This is a genomic window from Bacillus sp. RK1064 (genome assembly GCF_051488405.1).
GTDB lineage: Bacteria > Bacillota > Bacilli > Bacillales > Bacillaceae > Bacillus.
Map to the genome: position 1 here is coordinate 3038223 of NZ_JBPSCZ010000001.1, position 21252 is coordinate 3059474.

16 protein-coding genes and 2 pseudogenes are annotated in these 21252 nt (G+C 40.7%); 13 read left to right on the top strand and 5 right to left on the bottom strand.

Features of this window, described 5'->3' with window-relative positions; translation table 11 throughout:
• Positions 1-143: 143 nt before the first annotated feature.
• From ACSSTM_RS15490 to ACSSTM_RS15500, 3 genes are read left to right on the top strand one after another with little or no spacing between them, the layout of a single operon-like run.
• The gene (locus ACSSTM_RS15490; protein ID WP_420735030.1) at positions 144-1757 is read left to right on the top strand and encodes a type I restriction-modification system subunit M; all 1614 of its coding nucleotides are present in this window, start codon (positions 144-146) and stop codon (positions 1755-1757) included.
• Positions 1750-2952, top strand: coding sequence for a restriction endonuclease subunit S (locus tag ACSSTM_RS15495; RefSeq protein WP_420735029.1), 1203 nt, complete (start codon positions 1750-1752; stop codon positions 2950-2952). Before ACSSTM_RS15490 ends, ACSSTM_RS15495 begins: the two co-directional genes overlap by 8 nt.
• Before the next feature lie 29 nt (positions 2953-2981).
• Positions 2982-6032 carry a type I restriction endonuclease subunit R gene (locus ACSSTM_RS15500; RefSeq protein ID WP_420735028.1) on the top strand — a complete coding sequence of 1017 codons (3051 nt, stop codon included), beginning with the start codon at positions 2982-2984 and terminating at the stop codon, positions 6030-6032.
• A gap of 302 nt (positions 6033-6334) precedes the next feature.
• Here ACSSTM_RS15500 and ACSSTM_RS15505 read toward each other — a convergent pair whose 3' ends face one another.
• The gene (locus tag ACSSTM_RS15505) at positions 6335-6985 is read right to left on the bottom strand and encodes an FMN-dependent NADH-azoreductase (RefSeq protein ID WP_420735027.1); all 651 of its coding nucleotides are present in this window, start codon (positions 6983-6985) and stop codon (positions 6335-6337) included.
• An 83-nt stretch (positions 6986-7068) separates the two neighbouring features.
• On the opposite strand from ACSSTM_RS15505, the pseudogene ACSSTM_RS15510 reads away from it, so the two are divergent.
• A pseudogene (locus ACSSTM_RS15510) lies at positions 7069-8002 on the top strand (helix-turn-helix transcriptional regulator).
• A 78-nt stretch (positions 8003-8080) separates the two neighbouring features.
• On the opposite strand, the gene ACSSTM_RS15515 reads toward ACSSTM_RS15510, so the two are convergent.
• Complete coding sequence (locus ACSSTM_RS15515; RefSeq protein ID WP_309415737.1) at positions 8081-9286, bottom strand: DUF418 domain-containing protein; 1206 nt, start codon at positions 9284-9286, stop codon at positions 8081-8083.
• 252 nt (positions 9287-9538) lie between these two features.
• On the opposite strand from ACSSTM_RS15515, the gene ACSSTM_RS15520 reads away from it, so the two are divergent.
• The 7 genes from ACSSTM_RS15520 (at position 9539) to ACSSTM_RS15550 (ending at position 16126) form a co-directional block, all read left to right on the top strand.
• A complete protein-coding gene (locus ACSSTM_RS15520) occupies positions 9539-10234 on the top strand; it encodes a response regulator transcription factor (RefSeq protein WP_034659899.1) in 696 nt (231 codons plus the stop codon).
• Positions 10221-11528, top strand: a complete 1308-nt coding sequence (locus ACSSTM_RS15525; protein ID WP_095285809.1) for a HAMP domain-containing sensor histidine kinase — start codon at positions 10221-10223, stop codon at positions 11526-11528. Before ACSSTM_RS15520 ends, ACSSTM_RS15525 begins: the two co-directional genes overlap by 14 nt.
• Positions 11529-11565: 37 nt before the next feature.
• Positions 11566-11994 carry a phosphate-starvation-inducible protein PsiE gene (psiE, locus tag ACSSTM_RS15530; RefSeq protein WP_034659895.1) on the top strand — a complete coding sequence of 143 codons (429 nt, stop codon included), beginning with the start codon at positions 11566-11568 and terminating at the stop codon, positions 11992-11994.
• 296 nt (positions 11995-12290) lie between these two features.
• Positions 12291-13244 carry an ABC transporter substrate-binding protein gene (locus ACSSTM_RS15535; RefSeq protein WP_437404234.1) on the top strand — a complete coding sequence of 318 codons (954 nt, stop codon included), beginning with the start codon at positions 12291-12293 and terminating at the stop codon, positions 13242-13244.
• 70 nt (positions 13245-13314) lie between these two features.
• Complete coding sequence (locus ACSSTM_RS15540) at positions 13315-14331, top strand: FecCD family ABC transporter permease (RefSeq protein WP_060597251.1); 1017 nt, start codon at positions 13315-13317, stop codon at positions 14329-14331.
• Positions 14324-15361 (top strand): FecCD family ABC transporter permease, encoded by a 1038-nt coding sequence (locus ACSSTM_RS15545; RefSeq protein WP_034659892.1) that lies wholly within the window; start codon positions 14324-14326, stop codon positions 15359-15361. The genes ACSSTM_RS15540 and ACSSTM_RS15545 overlap by 8 nt, the downstream gene beginning before the upstream one ends.
• 21 nt (positions 15362-15382) lie before the next feature.
• Positions 15383-16126: an IucA/IucC family C-terminal-domain containing protein gene (locus tag ACSSTM_RS15550; RefSeq protein ID WP_437404235.1), complete on the top strand. Its 744-nt coding sequence runs from the start codon at positions 15383-15385 to the stop codon at positions 16124-16126.
• A 15-nt stretch (positions 16127-16141) separates the two neighbouring features.
• On the opposite strand, the gene ACSSTM_RS15555 is transcribed toward ACSSTM_RS15550, so the two are convergent.
• On the bottom strand, positions 16142-17020 hold the full coding sequence (locus ACSSTM_RS15555) for an endonuclease I family protein (RefSeq protein ID WP_034659887.1): 879 nt from the start codon (positions 17018-17020) through the stop codon (positions 16142-16144).
• A gap of 169 nt (positions 17021-17189) precedes the next feature.
• On the opposite strand from ACSSTM_RS15555, the gene ACSSTM_RS15560 reads away from it, so the two are divergent.
• Together ACSSTM_RS15560 and ACSSTM_RS15565 are read left to right on the top strand one after the other, a co-directional pair.
• Positions 17190-18425, top strand: a complete 1236-nt coding sequence (locus tag ACSSTM_RS15560) for a pyridoxal-phosphate-dependent aminotransferase family protein (protein ID WP_095285817.1) — start codon at positions 17190-17192, stop codon at positions 18423-18425.
• Positions 18426-18582: 157 nt separating this feature from the next.
• On the top strand, positions 18583-19773 hold the full coding sequence (locus ACSSTM_RS15565) for an MFS transporter (RefSeq protein WP_437404236.1): 1191 nt from the start codon (positions 18583-18585) through the stop codon (positions 19771-19773).
• Between the two features lie 54 nt (positions 19774-19827).
• Here the strand turns inward: ACSSTM_RS15565 and ACSSTM_RS15570 are convergent.
• Positions 19828-19971, bottom strand: a pseudogene (locus ACSSTM_RS15570) (oxalate decarboxylase); the annotation flags it as partial.
• Between the two features lie 60 nt (positions 19972-20031).
• Positions 20032-21192 carry a PucR family transcriptional regulator gene (locus ACSSTM_RS15575; RefSeq protein WP_095285812.1) on the bottom strand — a complete coding sequence of 387 codons (1161 nt, stop codon included), beginning with the start codon at positions 21190-21192 and terminating at the stop codon, positions 20032-20034.
• Positions 21193-21252: the final 60 nt, after the last annotated feature.

Sequence of the window (21252 nt, forward strand, 5' to 3'; positions counted from 1 at the left end):
CTATCTTATTGAACAATTGTGATTATGCATTGAGTCAACCTTATAGGGGTGGGCATTTTTTTATTAAATTATAAGACCTATTAACAGTTTGGTCTTTATAGTAAAATAGAAATAAACGCTATTTAGAAATAGGAGATTAAAACATGGCAGAGATCAATTCAAAACATTTATATCAAGCTTTATGGAGTTCAGCTGACATTTTACGTTCCAAAATGGACGCAAGCGAATATAAAAGCTATTTATTGGGCTTAGTCTTTTACAAATATTTATCGGATAAGATGCTTATTCATGCTGCATCATTACTTGAAGAACCAACAACCGACCTAGAAGTCGCACAAAAAGTCTACGTAGCAGCGTACCAAGATGAAGATGTGAAAGATGATTTACTTGGTGAATTACAATACGACTTTTCATACACGCTTGAACCTAACTTAACCTTCACAGCACTTGTTCAAGCGATCCATAAAGGGCGATTCCAACTAGAAGATTTAGCACAAGGTTTCCGCAATATTGAGCAATCAAGCGAAATATTTGAAAATTTATTTGAAGATGTCGATCTATACTCGAAAAAACTAGGTTCAACACCTCAGAAACAAAATCAAACGATTGCAGAAGTGATGAAAGAATTATCCGTATTGAACGTTGCAGGACATGACGGTGACATGCTAGGTGATGCCTATGAATATTTAATCGGTCAGTTTGCATCGGATTCAGGTAAGAAAGCAGGCGAATTTTACACGCCGCAAGCCATTTCAACGCTTATGACAAGAATCGTCTTACATAGCAAAGAAAATCAAAAAGGTTTTTCAGTGTATGATCCAACAATGGGATCGGGTTCACTTCTATTAAACGTTAAAAAATTCTCTAATGAAGCCGGAACGATTTCATACTTCGGACAAGAGTTAAATACTTCTACATATAACTTGGCTCGTATGAACATGATTTTGCATGGTGTAGATACTGCCAACCAACATTTGAACAATGCAGATACATTAGATGAAGACTGGCCTACTGATGAACCAACGAATTTTGATGGTGTATTAATGAATCCACCTTATTCGGCTAACTGGACTGCAGACAAGGGTTTCTTAGATGACCCACGCTTTTCAATGTATGGTGTATTAGCGCCGAAATCGAAAGCAGACTTTGCTTTCTTACTACATGGGTTCTATCACTTGAAAGATAGTGGTGTTATGGCGATTGTGTTGCCACATGGCGTTTTATTCAGAGGGAGTGCAGAAGGTAAGATTCGTAAAATATTATTAGATAATGGCGCAATTGATACGGTGATTGGACTACCATCGAACATTTTCTTTAATACTTCTATCCCAACGACGGTCATCATCTTAAAGAAAAATCGTTCAACAAAAGATGTGTTGTTTATTGACGCATCAAACGATTTTGAAAAAGGTAAAAATCAAAATATCTTAGCAGATGAGCATATCGACAAAATACTTGAAACATATATTCAACGTAAAAATATTGAAAAATACGCACATGTCGCTTCTTTCGATGAAATCGTTGAAAATGATTACAACTTAAATATCCCTCGCTATGTGGACACATTTGAAGAAGAAGAAGAAATTTCACTTGTCGAGCTATCAGGTGCAATTTACCAAACACAGCAAGAACTCCGACAAGCCGAACAAAATCTATTTGCGAAGTTGAATGAATTGGAAGGTACGAACGATGAGGCTCAAAAAGAACTTCAACACTTTATTCAAGCATTTAGATTAGGTGGTGGAAAGAATGAGTAAGAATGTTCCAGAAGTGAGATTTGATGGATTTATTGGAGAGTGGGAAGAAAAATTATTAGGTAATGAGGTAGAATTTTATTCTGGCTTAACTTATTCTCCTGAAGATATAGTCACTAAAAATGGAACATTAGTGCTTCGTTCCTCCAATGTTAAAAATGGGGAAATTAAAGACGCTGATAACGTTTATGTTAATCCTTCTAAGGTGAATTCACAGAAGATAAAGCAAGGAGATGTTATTGTTGTTGTTCGTAATGGTTCTCGACAATTAATAGGAAAACACGCAACAGTAAAGAAAAATTTAGACAATACAGTAATAGGTGCATTCATGATAGGGATTCGATCAGAGAATTCCAATTTTACGAATGCTTTATTAGACACAACTCAATTTGCTATTGAAATTAATAAAAATCTAGGAGCAACGATAAATCAAATTACAACTGGAAATTTTAAAAAAATGAAATTTTTCTTTCCAAGTAATAAAGAACAACAAAAAATCGGCACATTCTTTAAGCAATTAGACGATACGATCGCTTTGCAACGACAATTAGTGGAACAACAACAACAATACAAAAAAGCGATGTTGCAAAAAATGTTCCCACAAAAAGGCGAACGTGTGCCGAAAGTTCGTTTTGATGGGTTTAGTGGGGATTGGGAAGAACGAAGGGCTGAAAATATATTTAAACCTATTTCAGACAAAAATCATGAAGAACTACCAGTTTTATCAGCAACACAAACTAAAGGGATGGTTTATCGAGATGAAGTTGGAATAGATATTAAATTCGATGAAAAAAGTAAAAAATCATATAAACGAGTTATTCCAAATCAATTTGTTATTCATTTACGTTCGTTTCAAGGCGGGTTTGCTTTTTCTGATAAAGAAGGAATAACATCTCCGGCATATACAATCTTAGATTTTAAAACTAAAGATCAAAACAATCCAATGTTTTGGAAAGAAATCTTACGAAGTCGATCATTTATTAAAAGATTAGAGACGGTCACATATGGTATTCGTGATGGTAGAAGTATCAGTTATAGTGATTTTTCAACTTTAAAATTCCTTGTTCCATCTCTCGAAGAACAACAAAAAATCGGCACATTCTTCAAGCAACTGGACGATATAATCACCCTTCACGAGAAAAAGCTCGAAGATTACCAACACCTGAAAAAGGCGTTATTGCAGCGCATGTTCGTTTAACATTTTATATATGAAAATGAGGTGAGCGTTTGGTTCGTTCTTTTGTACCTGAATCAGAGTTAGAAGATATTTTAATTCAACAATTAATACGTGGTGAATCCCAATGGACGTATCGTGAAGATTTACACACGGAAGATGAGTTGTGGCAAAACTTTAAAAATAAGCTTGAAAACAACAATAAAGATGTTCTGAACGAGGTTCCTTTGACAGAACAAGAATTCCGGCAAATTAAAGAACAGCTTCATTTTGTGAATTTTTACGAAGCGGCAAAATGGCTGGCTGGCGAGAATGGTATTGCTAAAGTCCAAGTGCAGCGAGAAGATGCAACACTTGGTACGATTCGTTTGAAAGTAATAAATCGTGCTGATATAGCAGGCGGTATGTCCTCTTATGAAGTGATTAATCAATATCAAAGCAATAAACGTACAAAAGAAGATCAAGAACGTCGCTTTGATGTAACCCTATTAATCAATGGGTTGCCGATGATTCATATTGAATTGAAGAATCGAAAGCACTCGTACATGGAAGGTTTTCGTCAAATCAAAAAGTATTTAAAAGAGGATAAATTTACAGGTGTTTTCTCGACTGTACAAATGTTTGTTGTATCGAATGGAACAGATACTCGTTATATTGCGACTGCTCGTGACGAGAAATTGAACGAACAGTTTTTAAGTAAATGGGTGGATCGTGAAAATCAGCCGGTCAATAATTACTTAGATTTTGCTAAAGATGTTCTCTCTATTCCGCAGGCACATAAAATGGTTACACAATATACGGTCATTGATAGTGCGAAAAAGGCATTGATTTTACTTCGTCCTTATCAAATTCATGCAATAGAAGCAGTGAAGGAAGCTTCAAGGAGACAAGAATCTGGCTATGTATGGCACACAACCGGTTCAGGAAAAACATTAACATCGTATAAAGTAGCACGCAATTTACTGCAAATTCCGTCCTTACAAAAAACGATCTTTATTGTGGATCGTGTCGACTTAGACCAACAAACAACGGGTTCATTTGAATCGTATGCAGAACATGATGTGATTGAGATCGATGAAACGGACAATGTGAATGATTTAATTAAGAAGTTACTGTCCCAAGATCGAAATGTTGTTGTGACAACGATTCAAAAGCTTAATCATGTTATGAAGCGATTTGAAGGAAAAGACGATACAAAGAAATCGAATATGCTCCGCCAATTGAAAATAGCATTTGTAGTCGATGAGTGTCACCGTGCGGTTTCACCTCAAAAACAGCAAGAAATTAAAGAGTTCTTTTTCCGCTCGTTATGGTACGGCTTCACTGGTACACCTATTTTTGCGGAAAATGCGAAGCAGGCTGTAGGCAACCTCCCTCGCACAACAGAGGGGCAATACGGACGACGATTACATGAATATACGGTCAAAGAAGCCATTTACGATAAAGCGGTGCTAGGATTCCAAATTGAATACAAGAGTACCTTTTCAGAAGAAGAACTTGACGAAGCATTGATTCAGTTAGACAGTGAAATTGAATTAGACGACCTCACACTTGCGGATAAAGAAGCACGTTTACCAAAACGAGTTTATGAACATGAACGCCATATGCTAGAGGTCATTCAATCAATCGTCAATAAATCCCGCAACAAACTCGGTTTTCAAAATGGTGTGGGTAAGACGTATAATGCGATTCTAACGACTTCTTCAATCGCTCAAGCACAACGCTATTATGACTTGTTTAAACGTGTAAAAGCAGGCGAAACAACCGTTCAGATTAGCGAGAAAACAAAACGTACTCTACCTGACTTCCCGAAAGTTGCGATCACTTATTCGATTTCCGAGAATGAAGAATCCTCTATCGAAAATCAAGAGAAGATGAAGGAAGCCCTTCTTGAGTACAATGAGGCCTTTAACACGAGCTACACATTGGAAACGATGCGTTCATACAATCGAAACGTCAATGACCGTTTGGCACGTAAAAAAGAGAAGTTCTTACCTAGATCGGAACAGTTGGATATTATCATTGTTGTGGATCGTTTATTAACCGGGTTTGATGCACCTTGTTTATCGACATTGTTCATTGACCGTCCTGCAATGAAACCTCATGATTTAATTCAAGCATTTTCACGTACTAATCGTCTTTTCGATAAGTCGAAAAAATATGGGCAAGTAGTGACATTCCAAACACCCACGATTTTTGAAGAAAAAGTGAAGCAAGCGCTTTTCCTTTATTCAAATGGTGGCGAAAATGAAGTTGTTGCTCCAACGTGGGAGGAAGCACACGAGGCGTTTCTTACAGCAATTGAGGAATTACGTGAAATAGCCCCAACGCCCGAAGGAATAGACATAGAGAGCTTAAAACCAGCACAATTAAAGAAATTTGCGAAAGCATATCAAGCTTTAGATAAGGCATTTGCTAATATTCAGGTATATACCGAGTATAGTGATGCACAGCTCGGTTCAGACTATCCAATCCAACTTGACGAAATAGAAGAGTATCATGGCAAGTACGTCAATGTATTAGAGAAGCTTCGGAAGGAAAAAGAAGATAAAGACGATGTGGACGTTAATATAGAGTATGAGCTGGAATCTGTAAAAACAGAAGAAATCAATTACGAATATATTTTACTTCTAATCCAATCCTTTTTACCGAATTCGCAAAATGAAAAAGCGAAACAACCGCCCACCGAAAAGACAGCGGAAGAAATTAATCAGTATCTAGCAAGGTTGAAAAAAGGAAATCCAACACTTGCTGGATTAATGGAAACTTTATGGGCGAGCATTCAAGAAAATCCGGAAGCTTATCGTGATCAACATGTATCCTCTTTATTAGAACAAATGATTCAGCAAACGATTAAGACACTCGTTGATGACTTTGCGAAAACTTGGTGGGTACAGAATGATGAATTAGCATTTATGGTAGCTAATTATAATCCAGCTCTTACTAAACAAAATGGGGAAGCCGAATTAAAAGAAACAAGTGATTACGAAGGTTATAAAGAGCATACAGACAATCCCGTAAAGCGTTTAACCTATTGGAAAACTGTCAAACAAGCTTTCGAAGAAATGATGCTACATGATATTTTACCATTGCAGAAGAGATAGTTAAAACAAGGTTAGATTCAAAAAATGAGCAAATGAAAGAGCACCCACAGGATTGTAAGTTCTCTTTTCACCCTCATTCTTCCGTGCCAAGTCCATGCAAAGTTGAGATTATAATCCATTTTAAACCATTTTAAGAAATGGCGTTATATCAAAGGTTTGAGCGGCATTGTTATAAATCAATTCGTGCCATTTCGAGCAACATTAATCAAGTTCGAAATGGAAGGTTCTATCGGTTAATAAAAAAAGGACCAAAAACGTGATATCAAACGTTTTTGGTCTTTTTGTTTTTGAAAAAATACAACTTACATCCCGCTAGGTGAGTAAAACTCATCAAAGGCTTTAGACAAATCGTCAGCTGCAGATGTCAAGATCGTTTCTTCCTCTAAAATCGCTGTTCCTTGTGCTCGGACAATATGAAATTGTTGAAAGCCCATCAAGTTTTGGAATATTTCTTTTAGGTAGTAATGTGAAAATTCCAGAGGTGTATATCGATCGTTATTTGTGAAAATTGAGCCGCTTGCTTGAAGCAAAAGTACACGATAATCGTCAGTCATCAGACCAACTGAACCATCTTCTGTATATTTAAACGTTTCTCTAGCAATAAAAATATTATCTATATAATCTTTCATTCGTGAAGTCACATTGAAATTATGAACAGGTGACACAATCACAATTCGATGATGTGCTTTGAATTGAGCCAATAAAGCAGAAGAAGCAGCAGCAATTTTTTCTTCCGTAGCTGTTAATGTTTGTTCAGATGCTTGCTTATCCCAAATACGTAGCAGCTGTTCTTTTTCGATACGAGGAATTTCAGTTCCATATAAATGTAAAATCGTTGGTTCCTCATGAGGAAACCTTTCTTTAAACTGTTCTAAAAATAGTGTTTGCAGTTTGTTTGAATAACTTTCTCGATGAGTGAAATCAGGGTGCGCGTTAATGATTAATGTTTGCATATACATGCTCCTTTTCTTTTGATAAACTGAGTATAAAATATAAAGGTGACAAAACATGTCACCTTTTTCAAAAGGAAAGTCAAATGAAAAAATCAGAACGATTAAACCAAGAGCTCATTTTTTTAAGTGATAAATACTCATTTCAATTAAAAGATTTAGAAACTGAATTTGGCATATCTAAACGTACGGCTTTGAGAGATATGGAAGAGCTAGAGTCCATGGGCTTAGCTTTTTATGTTGAAAATGGAAGACATGGAGGATATCGACTGGTGAATCAATCTCCATTGGTTCCTATTTATTTCAATACCGATGAAGTTCAAGCTATTTTTTTCGCGCTTAAAGCGCTAGACCTGGTGTCAGCAACACCATTTAAAAAATTCCTACTCACAAATTCGGCAAAAGCTGTTTGCCACAATGTCTGATGAGAGAAAACAAATGATCTCAGAGACTTTGGATGTGATTCATTACTATAATGTCGCACCAGTTAGTGAACAAAATCATTTGGAATTGATTTTACAGGCCCTGATGGAAGATCGAATCGTGAAGATGACTTACACTCAAAATGAAAATAAAAGGATCAGGCTGCAATTTCTTGAGTTGTTTTATCGAAATGGGATTTGGTTCACCAAAGCATATGATGTTCGAAATAAAAAGTGGGGCATCTATAGATGTGACTTTATGAAGGACGTGATGATTGAAGAAGAAATCAGAGACACCTTTACGAAGGAAGAATTAAAAGAACTGCAGCTCGAGTACGAAAAAACTTATCATGATATCTCATTTAAATGTCGATTAACGGAACAAGGAAAAGAAAAGTTTTTGAAGAATCATTATCCGAATATGAGATTGGAGATCGTTGATGATACTCCTTATATTATGGGAGGGTACAACGAAGAAGAATTATCGTATATGACTCACTATTTGATCTCATTTGGGAAACATGTGAAAATTGAATACCCAGATGAATTAAAAAAGAGTTATTTGACTCAATTGCAAGAAATGATTGATCAGTATTGAAAGTGAACGAATTGTCTCTGAATCACAAAAAACTTCACATATTAAAAAAGGCGAACTGTAGCCATTCGCCTTTTTCTTTTACTTCGCCGCATGAAATGTATTGTTTTTCGGTTGATCATGTACCTTTCCATACGTCAGCTGACGCCAAATAAATTCCATCGGTCCATACTTAAACCGTTTTAACCATAATGTACTGAAAAGCACAAGGAAGGCATACACGCCAATAGCCATGAAGAACGTACCAGCCGGCTGAAGATGATCGACAAGCCCAGCTCCATATTTCAGAAACAGCATTGTCCCAATGATGGAGTGAAGCAAATAACAGGTCAGTGACATCCGTCCGACTTTGGTAAAGATCATCAAAGCACCTCGCAGCTGAGGAACATGCAGAAACAGCATCGCAAGTGTACTCATATAGAACATACTGCCCGTTAATCCACCGTTTTGTTCAAGGGCAGAGGCCATGTCCATCCACAGTGTATTTTCAACAGGATTGACCGCTGCTATGATCGTACTGCTCTGTGTAATCATAAACGCGATAGTGAAAATGATCCAAATGCGATTCCAAATCGCTTTTTTTGCCTCCATGTTTTTGAAAAACTCCATTTTCACAAAATACACACCAAGCAAAAACATGAGGAACATAGAATAGATGATAGAAAATGAACCAGAAGCCATTGTGACCATATCTGTCCACCGGTCACCAATAGATGCTAGATAAGTCAGGCTGTTGTGGCTGGCCAGCTCGAAATCAGCAAAAACCGGCTTGCCTGATGATACTGTGTTAATGATATTGAACAGCATCGCGAAAAAAGGAGTGAGCAATTGTATGACAAAGAGTGTGATCAGCCAGTATAGGATGGTTTTAGCTCTACGTTTGTAAAAGAAAAGTAACAAAAAGCCAGCGGCAGCATAATGGGTTAAAATATCACCAATCCAAACAAAGGTGACATGCAGAAGGCCAATTCCTAAGAGAATGGTTAACCTGCGTGCAAACAGCTTGTTTGGGCTGTCCACCTTCTGAGCAGCTCGATCCATAAAAATCATAAAACCAACCCCGAATAGGAAGGAAAACAGCGTAATGAATTTCCCTGAGGCAAACCAATTCACCAAGTTGTGAAAAACATCATTTGCTTCCATATCGAACCCCTTCGCCGAATCCACGATCAAAAAGTAATTGACCAGAATAATCCCCATTAAGGCAAATCCCCGTACGATGTCTAAGAAATGAACCCGATCCCGCAGACTCATCGGTTGTCCGTGTGCTACTTTGTTTGCATTCATATCCATGCTCCTTTTCTTGTTATGATAAATGTCATTCGGATCAATTCATCGATCCTTACAATGAATCAATATACGTCCCAATTCTTAACAATTTATGAAGATCCAATTTTTTGAAAATAAATGTGACGAATTGATGGCAGAGGGTCAAATTCATAAACTGTTAAGATTTATGCTGTATCTTTTCACATAGCTAGATGATATATAGTAAAGACATAAAAGAAAGTACATCACGTATCATGAGGTGAGAGAGATATGAACCATCGAATATTAGTCGTAGAAGATGATCAGGATATTGGAGACCTTTTGCAGGAATCCCTTACACGTGCTGGATATGAGGTGCTGAGAGCGATGAATGGCGAGCAAGCATTGAAGCTTGTGAACGATTCGCTCGATTTGGTGATTTTGGATGTGATGATGCCAGGTATATCAGGTATCGAAACGTGCCAGCAGATGAGAGCGTCTTCTAACGTCCCGATTCTATTTCTGACAGCCAAATCAAGTACATTCGATAAAACCGAAGGCTTACTTGCCGGCGGGGATGATTATATGACAAAACCTTTTTCAGAAGAGGAGCTCCATGCTAGAGTCATTGCACAATTACGCAGGTATACCGTCTATCAGGAAAAGAAGGAGCAGGAAGAAACTTTTCTTGTTGGGGGCAAGCTGAGGGTGAGCGAAGAATTTAATGAAGTGTGGAAAGAAAGTCAGCAAATCAAGCTGTCTGATTTAGAATATCGAATGTTGAAGCTGCTCATGAGCAGGCGAAACAAAATCTTTTCAGCCCAAAATATTTATGAGAGCGTGTGGGGACAGCCTTATTTCTATTGTTCCAACAATACGGTGATGGTGCATATTCGAAAGCTGCGTGCCAAAATTGAAGATGATCCAGCTCGCCCTGTATATATCAAAACGGAATGGGGAAGAGGATACCGATTTGGCACATCGTAAATATACACTAGCCAAAAAGCTGGCACTGCTGATTTTGACAGCTGCGGTCGTGAGCGGACTTGTCTTTTTGACGCTGCAAAAGATCACCAATGACCTGATTGATGGATACTTGAGTTCGGACGAGTATTACGAGGAGGAGTCAGCCAGGTATATTCAAAAATTCAGCCGCTATGTGTCTGAGAATGAGCTGTCTTCAACAGATCGAAAAGCGTTTGGTGAGTGGGTGAAAAAAGAGGATTACATTAATTTGACCATCTTCAAGGATGAAGTGCTTCAATATGACTCCATCTATTCCGCTGCTGATGAATCGGCGTACGGAAAAGAAAAGGTGACCCAGTACGCTGAGCATCATTCGTATCCGGTTCAGTTTAGCGACGGTAAAGGCCGGGTCATGGTGGATGGTTTCTATTCATTTCGTTATCACGATCTTGCCTTTACACTCGAGCTGCTCGGGGCGACGCTTATTTTTCTCATCATTGTTCTTCTTGGCATCCGTAAAAGTTTATGCTATCTGCAAACGATTCACCAAGAGATTCATATTCTTGAAGGCGGTGAGCTGGACCATGAGATGACGGTGAAAGGGCACGATGAATTAGCCATGATTGCCAAAAGTATTGAGGATCTGCGAAAAGCTTTTCTGGACAAGCTTCAAGCCATCGACGAGCTGCAAGAAGAGAGCCGCAGTCTGGTTACTGAAATGTCACACGATATGAGGACACCGCTGACGTCGCTGATGATGAATTTGGAGTTTGCGAAAAAAGAGGAGGCTGGAGCGGATACCCGCAAAGATCAATATATAGCAAGTGCTTATGAGAAAGCACTGCAATTGAAAAATCTGTCTGATAATCTGTTTGCCTATTTTCTACTTGATAAAGAACATGAACCTGAGCTTGAGACCGTTGCAGTCAAAGAGGTCATTTACGATCTCTTATCAGATCAGGTGGCGATCTTGCATCAAGAGAAATTCAAAGTACACCTGTTAGGAGAGCTGCCCGACAGCTATATCAACGTGAATGTCGAGGAGCTTGGCCGAGTGTTTGATAATTTGATGTCCAACTTACTTAAATACGCCGATCCCAAAAAAGACATCAATCTCACGTTTTTATCCGATCAAGAAATCTTTGAGATTCACGTCAGCAATGCGATAAAAGAGACAGATGACACGCAGGAAAGCACTAGACTTGGTGAACGAAGCATAAAACGAATGATGTCCCGCATGCACGGGCAGTTTGAAAGGATGGAAAGGAACGCTGTATACTACATCGTGCTGCGATTCTGGCACATCAAAATATAGACCACAAATGAATAATATGGAATGGAGAGACTACCCAATGAAACGATTCAACAACTTCCAAAAGGTACCCGATCTCTTGCAAGGCCTTCTGAATATCTGTCTGTTCTTTCTAGCCATTGCTTTAAGCGTCCTCTTAATTAGTGAAACTTGGTATATTGTCCAATTCGTCTACAAGACTTTGTTTAACAAAGGAGAAAGCTATTATGGGATGCTTGGAGAACTGCTGATCTTCTTTATGTATTTTGAGTTTATAGCCTTAATTATTAAATACTTTAAATCAAACTTTCATTTTCCGCTTCGCTACTTTATTTATATCGGCATCACAGCTGTCATCCGATTGATTATCATCGATCATGAAGAGGCTGTATCGACGTTCTGGTGGGCGCTGGCCATTCTTGCGATGACTTGTGCACTCTTTATCGCCAATAAACGACATACCGCGCAGGAGCATGAAGAAGTGAAGTGAGGGAAGAAGACGAACGATTGCTGTTCGTCTTTTTTAGGTTGATAGAGAAAGTCTGATTATGAACAATAAGTCGTCATTAATGGAGTAGAGTACGAAAAAGGAATTCAATGTAAATGATTATCCAGAGGAACATAAGAGAGGCCAATCATTCCAATAATGAGAACAACTAGTCAACACTCTCCCTTTTTCTTAAAAATTTACATTGACACCATCCTTTTCTATGATAAAATCATAGTGTGATAATGAGAATCGTTATCAAACGATATGACTACATATAGAATGGATAGGTGAGGTACATGTTCAAAAAATCTTTTTGGTCGTTGCTAGTTGTGCTCTCCATCGTTTTACTTGCAGCTTGCGGGAACAATAGCAGTGAAGGCAAGTCAGCTAGTAAAGAAGAAACAAGAACCGTTGAAAGCGCTATCGGTTCAACTGAAATAAAAGGATCGCCTAAACGTGTGGTGACGCTGTACCAAGGAGCAACCGATGCAGCAGTCGCTATGGGCATTAAACCAGTGGGTGTTGTTGAATCATGGCTTGAAGCACCTACGTATAAATATTTAAGAGATGACTTAAAGGATGTTAAAATTGTTGGGCAGGAAACACAGCCAAACTTAGAGGAAATTGAAAAGCTTAACCCAGATTTGATCATTGCATCAAAAATCCGCCACGAGCAAATTTTTGATCAGCTGCAAGAAATCGCTCCAACTGTTGCAACAGAAACAGTGTTCACATTTAAAGATACAGTGAAATTAATGGGTGAAGCGTTAAATCAGCAAGACAAATCAAAAGAATTGCTGACGAAGTGGGATGACCGCGTCGCTGACTTCATAGAAAAAGCGAAAAAAGACATCAAAAACTGGCCAATGAGTGTGTCTGTGGTGAACTTCCGTGCAGATCATGCTAGAATCTATCAAACTGGATTCGCAGGGTCGATTTTAACAGAGCTAGGCTTTGAAGGACCTAAGAATGTCAAAGATAAAAAGCAAGACATCATTACACTTACAGACAAAGAGAGCATTCCACAAATGGATGCAGATGTGATCTATTACTTCATGGATGATCAGGATAAAGCGGTTGAAAAAGCATATAAAGAGTGGACAAGTCATCCTTTATGGAAGCAGCTTGACGCAGTGAAAGCGAAACAAGTGCATAAAGTTGATGAAATCACTTGGAACATGGCAGGCGGTATCACTGCTGCAAACATGATGCTTGATGATATTTATGATCGTCTCGGAATTGATAAATAAGGATAGCAGAGGAGAAAATGTGAAAAACCATTTTCTCCTTTTTCCATAACAGATTGAAAGCGGGAATCAGATGAGAAGTTTATTAAAAAAGGATTCGAGCAAGGCGCTGCTGTTTGCTGGATTCGTCGTATTGATGTTGGTCTTTTTTATGCTCAGCATTTCTCTTGGGCAAACCTCGATTTCCCTCAAAGCCACCATCCATGCGTTTCTTCATTTTGATGAATCGGATCCAAACAGTGTCATTGTCATGACATCCAGATTATCAAGAGCTTTAATCGCAACGGTTGTTGGATCAAGTCTAGCCATTTCAGGCGCACTGATGCAGGCATTAACAAGAAATCCGCTTGCGGCGCCAGATTTGTTAGGCATTAATGCAGGTGGACTATTTTTTATCGTCATTTCGATTGTTTTCTTTTCAACAGAGTCATTAACAGGCTATATGTGGACAGCCTTTTTAGGTGCTGCGATTGCAGGGATGCTCGTTTTTCTCTTGGGCTCCATTGGAAGAGATGGATTGACACCGGTCAAAATTGTCCTTGCAGGTGCGGCGATATCTGCACTGTTTGCGTCCTTTACACAAGGTCTTTTAATCGTGAATGAACAGTCGATTCAAAGCATCCTGTTCTGGATGGCGGGTTCAGTGTCTGGAAGAAGCATTGATATGCTGCTGCCTGTTTTGCCTTATATTTTAGGGGCAACAGTTGTGGCGCTGCTTCTTGGACGCTCCATCAATGTCCTTTTGTCAGGAGATGATATTGCGAAGGGACTTGGCCAGCGTACGCTGGTGCTGAAAATCACGATGGGAGTTCTCGTCGTCTTTTTAGCGGGTGGTTCCGTCGCTGTTGCAGGATCGATTGGTTTTGTTGGTTTTCTAGTGCCGCATATTGTGAAAAAGCTTGTCGGACCTGACCACCGCTGGGTACTTCCGTATTGTGCCGTTGTGGGGGCGTCGCTTTTACTTGTCGCAGACCTTGCGGCTCGTTTTCTGATCATGCCGCAGGAAGTGCCGATTGGTGTCATGACGGCGGTAGCAGGAGCGCCTCTATTTGTTTATCTCGTGCGCAAGGGGTTGAAGACAGGTGGCTAAAACATATACAGTGCGTTCAAAGGGCGGACGCATTTCATTTCAATTTTCAAAGCGGACGTTTTTGATTTTACTTTTATTGACGGCCGTTGCTTTTGGATTATTTATTCTCAGTCTCTGTATGGGCAGCCGGTTTATTCAGCCGATGGATGTGCTGCTTCATTTAATCGGTCAGGGAGAGGGAAACACCTTTGTGCTCAATACGCTGAGGATTCCAAGAACACTGCTGGCTGTCTTAGTGGGGGCCGCGCTTGCGGTATCAGGGCTTATTTTGCAAGGATTAATCCGCAATCCGCTTGCATCGCCTGACATCATTGGGATTACGAGTGGTGCTTCGTTTGGGGCGATTATGTTTATTGTCTTTTGGATGGGCACTGTGCCTATTGCGTATCAATCCTTATGGGCGATTGCAGGGGCTTTTGCCGTATCGTGCCTGATTTATTTGCTTTCATGGAAAAAAGGAGTCAAGCCGATCACACTTGTCTTAATGGGAATTGGGATTTCTGCCATTATGAAGGCGTGTGTGACGTTTACTCTTGTTCTTAGTGATACGATGACGACGACAAAGTCATATATTTGGCTGACGGGCAGTTTATATGGTTCTACGATGAAGGACGTCACGTCGATGCTTCCTTGGGTCATGATCATTTTACCGATTGTCATGGTGTTAGCAAGAACGATGAATGTGAAGGAGCTTGGAGATGATCTCGCAACAGGTCTCGGGGTAAAAGTGCAGGCAAAACGGTTATTCTTTCTGCTGATGAGTGTGACATTAGCGGGGATTGCCGTTGCCTTTGCAGGCGGCATTGAATTTGTTGGACTGATGGCGCCGCATGTCGCACGGATGATCATCGGCCGCTCCTTCATTGCGCTGGTCCCGGCATCTGCGCTTGTTGGGAGTATTCTCGTGATGCTGGCAGATTTAGTAGCTAGAACGGCTTTTCTACCGTTAGATGTACCAGCAGGTGTATTCACGGCTGCAATTGGTGCACCGTTCTTTATTTATTTGTTATACCAGCAGCGAAATCGATAAACGAAAGATGGAGGTTTTGATATGAGGCCAGAGTGGGTTGAGAGAGAATTACTTGATTTCGGGGTACACATCACAAATGGACCAATGACATCTGACCGCACACTTGCTGCGCTTTTTTCAGAAGCATCTGTCCTGCGTTTATTAGAGGCTGAAAAGGAAGCCATGCATGCACCGAATGTGGCGGTAGCAGCGTCGATGTTTTCAAAGCGTTATGCCTACTTAGCCGTCAGTTCCTCTTTGTACATGATGACGCTGTATGACGGTGTCTATCAGTTTCCACCGGAGGCATGTGCCTTTAGAGGGGATCGGAAAATTGAAATTGATGAGACGTTATGTTCGTTTGTTCCACTAGAAGGAGATCGGCATGAATGGAGAGAGCAGGCTGTGCATGCGCTGTTTACGGAGTGTGTTACACCTCTTTTAGACGTGCTGAAGCGCACTTCAAGACTTCCGTATTCCATTTTGTGGGAAAATGTAGCGGTTCGTATCAATTCTCTTTATCGCAGCATGATGCGGGAAGCCGAAGAGTCTGCGGTGAAGCAGCGCGTGCGGGAGGATTATCTGTATCTGAAGCAAGCGGCTGGTGATGTATTCGGAGCAAAACAAAATCCATTTCATCACAGCTTAAACTTAGATGACAGTTTACTAGAAACATCCAACCGAAAGACCTGCTGTATGTATTATAAGCTCGAGAAAAAATCGGAGAGTCTCGATTATTGTCTTGTCTGTCCGCTTGAAAAAAAGAAAGGCACTGCTTGTTCATAGCAGTGCCTTTCTTTTTTATTCCCAAATCGCACTTGCCCATTCTGGGTGATCGATAAAGGGATTGCGGTTGTTCTGATACGTTTCATAAATGATCTCGTTGCGGTTCCGTTCGATTTGATCGACTGGATCTTGTTTGTGCCACTTGAGAAGTACGGACATTTTGCCATGGAGAGGGGCGCTTCCATTATTCACTTTGTCGTTTAATTCTAAATCTGGAAAGCGGTCATCGCCCTCGTACCGCACCGCCATATAAAAGAGCATTCTTGCCACATCCCCTTTCACCCGGCTATGAGGTTCGAATGAGTCGCTATCGTAGAAATTACCCGGTGCTCCCTTGTATTCATTTCCGCCCAGATCAAAATCTAAATTTCCTCGTGTGCTATTCGTTTGTACGTCTGTTGCCCGCAGATGATGGAGATCTGTACCGGGGCCCTGGCTTGTCCCAAAGTTGCCGTGTGACTTAGCCCAGACATGCTCCCGGTTCCACTGGCCAACATTTCCGCCATTCGCTTGCTTTGAGCGAGAGACACCGCTATAGAGCAAGAGCACATTGCTTGGATTCTTTGGGTCTTCATCTGTTTTCTTTAAGGCATCCCAAACCTGGCTGTAGGATAGCTGCTTATGATCATCAATAATATCGTGTAAAGCTTTCTTTAGAGCGGGTCCTGATTTGCCATTAGCAGATTGATAATAGGAATCGATTTGACTTGTAGCGGCTGTTTTCGCTTGTTGTGCAGATGTTTCGTTTTGAAGCTGTAACGGGGAAAATGTGATGGTTTGGCTCGGTTCATTCAGAGTAAAGCTTTGAGCATTCGCAGCTGGAGGCAGCGGGGCGGCTAACGTGCCGAATATCATGATTCCGGCAGCCACAGTTCCAAATAAGGTTCTCTTCATTCGATTTCCTCCTTAATAGGGAATGTATTCTCTTTATTTCTATCATATTGTCAGAAAGAAATAAATGGATTTATCGTAAATTTCATGTAATGAATTCGTAGGAAAAGAGATTGCTATTTTAACAGCATTACTGTATAAGTGGGCATATAGGATGGCAGCAAGGGAAAGGATGGATAACGTGAAAGAACTGCAAATACCTTCAAGAACGATTATGACACCAGGACCTGTTGAAGTAGACCCGAGAGTGCTCCGTGTGATGAGTACCCCAATTCTCGGTCAATTTGATCCAGCATTTACACATATCATGAATGAAACGATGACCTTATTGCGGTCGCTTTTCCAAACAGAAAATGAATGGGCTTTTCCGATTGACGGCACGTCTCGTTCAGGGCTTGAAGCTGTGCTTGCCAGTGTCATTGAGCCGGGAGATTCGATGCTTGTGCCTGTCTTTGGCCGCTTCGGTCATCTGCTCATTGAAATAGGACAGCGCTATGGTGCTGAGGTACATACAATGGAATGTGAATGGGGAACGGTTTTTGATCCTAGCGATATCATTCAGGAAATGAAGCAGGTCAAGCCTAGAATCGTCGCGATGGTCCATGGTGAAACATCCACGGGGCGGTTGCAGCCGCTTGAGCAAATTGGTGAAGCGTGCCGAGAACTCGATGCACTGTTCATTGTAGACGCTGTAGCAACCATTGGCGGTACCCAGGTGAAAGTGGACGAATGGAAGATTGATGCGGCGATTGGCGGTACGCAGAAGTGCTTGTCTGTTCCATCAGGCATGTCACCTATCACGTATAATGACCGGGTTGCAGCTGTCGTTGAATCGAGAAAGAAAGTGGAAAAGGGAATTGCGACACAGGATGAATTGCAGGAGCAAATGGATATTTCTCCAATTAAAAGCAATTACTTTGATCTCAGCCAGCTCCAGGATTATTGGAGCCCTAGACGATTAAATCATCATACAGAAGCGACAACGATGCTCTATGCACTTCGTGAAGGGGTTCGTGTTGTGCTGGAAGAAGGACTGTCTGAGCGTTTTCAAAGGCACGCATATCACGAGAAAGCCTTGATGAAAGGTCTTGAAGCGATGGGACTTGAATTGTTCGGTGATCCACATTGTAAAATGCCAGTTGTGACATGTATTGAGATTCCAAGTGGTATTGATGGAGAAGCGGTACGTGCTGATCTGCTTAAGCATTTTGGCATTGAAATCGCAAGCTCCTTTGGACCGCTAGCCGGACGTATATGGAGAATTGGCACAATGGGCTATAGCTGCAGAAAAGAAAACGTGCTGTTTGTGTTAGCAGGACTGGAAGCGATTCTAATCAAACACGGTGCATCCATCCATTGCGGAGCAGGGCTTCAGGCGGCTCTTTCTATCTATGAACAAGGTGAATAAAGTCATACGGATACTCGCTATTTGCGGGTATTTTTTATTTGGAAAAGAAAACTAATTTTTGAAAAACTAGACTTATAGACAGTGATATCGCTATACTGAAGAAGTTCTGAGTTTTTGACATCATTTTCATTTATTTTGCAGAAAGAGGTTTTTTGATATGAAGAAAATGGGCAGATTATACATTTTGATGCTCAATATTTTTATTGCCATGCTTGGCTTTGGCCTCATTGTCCCTGTCATGCCAAGTTATATTGAAGCCTTTGGCGCAACAGGAAAAACACTCGGTTTTCTTGTCGCTGCAACAGGTCTTACACAATTTGCTTTATCGCCGGTTGCAGGCGCACTGACCGATCGATTTGGACGTAGAAAATTGATCATTGCCGGGATTGCCGGCTTTACCATTGCCCAGTTTATTTTTGCATTTGCTGATCAGCTGTGGATGCTGTTTGTATCACGTTTTTTAGGCGGTGCGGCCGGAGCTTTACTCATGCCAGCCATGTTTGCATACATTGCTGATATCACAAGTGAGAAGGACCGAGGGAAAGGAATGGGGCTATTTAGTGCAGCAATGACGTTAGGCTTTGTTATTGGACCAGGCGTAGGCGGCTATTTGGTCGAGTATGGGATCGCTTTTCCTTTTCTCATCGCAGGTTCCTTTGCAGCTCTTTCTACCCTGTTATCCATCCTGTTTTTACCTGAAACTTTAACAAAGGAAAAGCAGGAAGAAGCGCGGTTAAACAAAGACATTCATTTCAACCCTTTTGTACAAATGATGCAAGCTTTAAAGACATCCTACGGTTTTTTGTTTATATTGGCGTTTGTCCTCAATTTTGGCATCATTCACTTTGAATCGATTTTCGGCTTATATGTAGACCAAAAACATGGATTTACACCGAAGGATATTGCGTTTGTGATTACGGTTGCGGGTCTTGCTGGCGTGCTTGTCCAAGGTGCGTTGGTGAATGCCTGTGTGAAACGATTTGGTGAAATGCCAGTCGTGCGTTATGCACTGCTAGGAGCGGCTTTGATGCTCATCGTCTGCCGTGTTGCACCGTCCTTTTGGCTGATCTTTGCAGGCTCTATTTTATTTTTGTCGGCTACATCATTTGTTCGTCCAGCCCTCAATACATTGCTGTCCAAAATGGCAGGTAATCAGCAAGGAGTAGCTGGCGGCCTTAATACATCCTTTATGAGCCTTGCCAATATTGTCGGACCGAGCCTTGCTGGGATTTTATTTGATGTGAATATTGAGTTTCCTTTTATGCTCGGAACATTGGTGCTTTGCATAAGCTTCATTGCATCCATCGTGTGGGGGAAAAAAGTGCAGCATACTTCTGCAATTTCTTAAAATTTGTTTATAAAAAAACCGATCAGCACAGATTGATCGGTTTTTTTATAATGGTCACCACCTTTTATATGTAACGACAGGTGATTTTTCTTTATGAAGCGCACGAATCATGGCATCATCTACATGTAAATGCTCTTTCACTAATTGAGGAGGGGATAAGGCCATCCACTGATTCAACGAAATATCTGCAAAGCGATTTTTGCCTCCTCGTGTATCACTTTTCTCCTCCAAACTATATGAAGCTTCGGAAGAAAACATTCAATCAGGATGGGGTGAGAGAAGCATCTGAATACGTAATGCTAAGCGCAGCCTTAATGTGGCTTCAGGGTCTTTTAAGCTGATCCGAAGCAGCTCCTCACACTTCTCCAATCGATAAATGACCGTGTTGCGATGAATAGACAAACGTTTCGCTGTTTCTGAAATGTGGCAATGCGTTTCTAAATAGACAGATAAGGTGTGGAGGAGGTTTTGACCAGCTTCATATAACGGGTGAAGGTGCATCTGGTGAAACGTGACTAAATCCTTTCTTGGAATAAGCTTCAATAAATCTGGCACATCCTTTGCCTGATAGAACTGAATATATTCCGCCTGCGACGAGAGATGTCCGGCTTGAAGAGCCTCTAATGCTTCACTGTAGCCCTCAGACAGATGGGTGGTGCGACAACTAGTCAAGCTCACGCCAAAGGAAATGGTGTGATTCGCTTGTATGCTAACGAGCATCTGCAACTGTTTCAAAAAAGAGAGGAGTCTGCCACTCATCTTTGACCAACTGCCTGTCTCTTCCATTAATACAATGCCCATATCACCTTTGACAAACAGAAAGGAAGGAAAAGGAGAGCTTGGAAGTGCGCTGTCAAGTAGATCAACGACTTGATCTAACATCAGTTGCTGGTTCAAAAAATGAGTGGTCTCATGACAATGATCAAGCTGACAGATCATACATAGATAGCTGTTTTCTATGTTTAATCCAAACGTCTTCGCAATGTATGCAGCGTCTTGCTGAGAATACGATGCACCCTCTATCCATCTGCGAAACCCTTCATTTCTGGCACGCTTGGCCGTTTGCTGGGCAGTATATTGTCTCATTCGCGCAATTGAGATTTCGTTTACTGCTTGTGCAATGAAGACTTGCAGTGTTTCATCCAGCGGAGGAATGAAGGAAGGGATGACCACATACTCACATGTTTGTTCGGTTAGATCAATCGGAAAGACGGAAAAGGTTTGCTTCGCATATATCATCGAAAAATAATGGGGTGTCCTTCTTTGGAAAAAGGGGAGAATGCGAATCCAATCTGGGCTCGTGATCATGGTGTGCGAGTTGCAGAGAATACGTCCATGCTGGTTACACAAATAGACAGGCTTGTGAATCCTTTCGGCGATTTTTTGCAATGCTTCAAACTGGTTATCGTCTATGTTCATATCCACTAAGTCTCCTTTATTGAGAACTAAAGCTCTTGGTGAAGATGAATAAATAAATGG

What these genes read in the sequence shown, in the direction of transcription:
- ACSSTM_RS15490 (WP_420735030.1), top strand. Translation starts at nt 144, where the DNA reads ATGGCAGAGATCAATTCAAAACATTTATATCAAGCTTTATGGAGTTCA.
- ACSSTM_RS15495 (WP_420735029.1), top strand. Translation starts at nt 1,750, where the DNA reads ATGAGTAAGAATGTTCCAGAAGTGAGATTTGATGGATTTATTGGAGAG.
- ACSSTM_RS15505 (WP_420735027.1), bottom strand. Translation starts at nt 6,985, where the DNA reads ATGCAAACATTAATCATTAACGCGCACCCTGATTTCACTCATCGAGAA.
- ACSSTM_RS15515 (WP_309415737.1), bottom strand. Translation starts at nt 9,286, where the DNA reads ATGAATGCAAACAAAGTAGCACACGGACAACCGATGAGTCTGCGGGAT.
- ACSSTM_RS15520 (WP_034659899.1), top strand. Translation starts at nt 9,539, where the DNA reads ATGAACCATCGAATATTAGTCGTAGAAGATGATCAGGATATTGGAGAC.
- psiE (WP_034659895.1), top strand. Translation starts at nt 11,566, where the DNA reads ATGAAACGATTCAACAACTTCCAAAAGGTACCCGATCTCTTGCAAGGC.
- ACSSTM_RS15535 (WP_437404234.1), top strand. Translation starts at nt 12,291, where the DNA reads ATGTTCAAAAAATCTTTTTGGTCGTTGCTAGTTGTGCTCTCCATCGTT.
- ACSSTM_RS15540 (WP_060597251.1), top strand. Translation starts at nt 13,315, where the DNA reads ATGAGAAGTTTATTAAAAAAGGATTCGAGCAAGGCGCTGCTGTTTGCT.
- ACSSTM_RS15550 (WP_437404235.1), top strand. Translation starts at nt 15,383, where the DNA reads ATGAGGCCAGAGTGGGTTGAGAGAGAATTACTTGATTTCGGGGTACAC.
- ACSSTM_RS15555 (WP_034659887.1), bottom strand. Translation starts at nt 17,020, where the DNA reads ATGAAGAGAACCTTATTTGGAACTGTGGCTGCCGGAATCATGATATTC.
- ACSSTM_RS15560 (WP_095285817.1), top strand. Translation starts at nt 17,190, where the DNA reads ATGGATAACGTGAAAGAACTGCAAATACCTTCAAGAACGATTATGACA.
- ACSSTM_RS15565 (WP_437404236.1), top strand. Translation starts at nt 18,583, where the DNA reads ATGAAGAAAATGGGCAGATTATACATTTTGATGCTCAATATTTTTATT.
- ACSSTM_RS15575 (WP_095285812.1), bottom strand. Translation starts at nt 21,192, where the DNA reads ATGAACATAGACGATAACCAGTTTGAAGCATTGCAAAAAATCGCCGAA.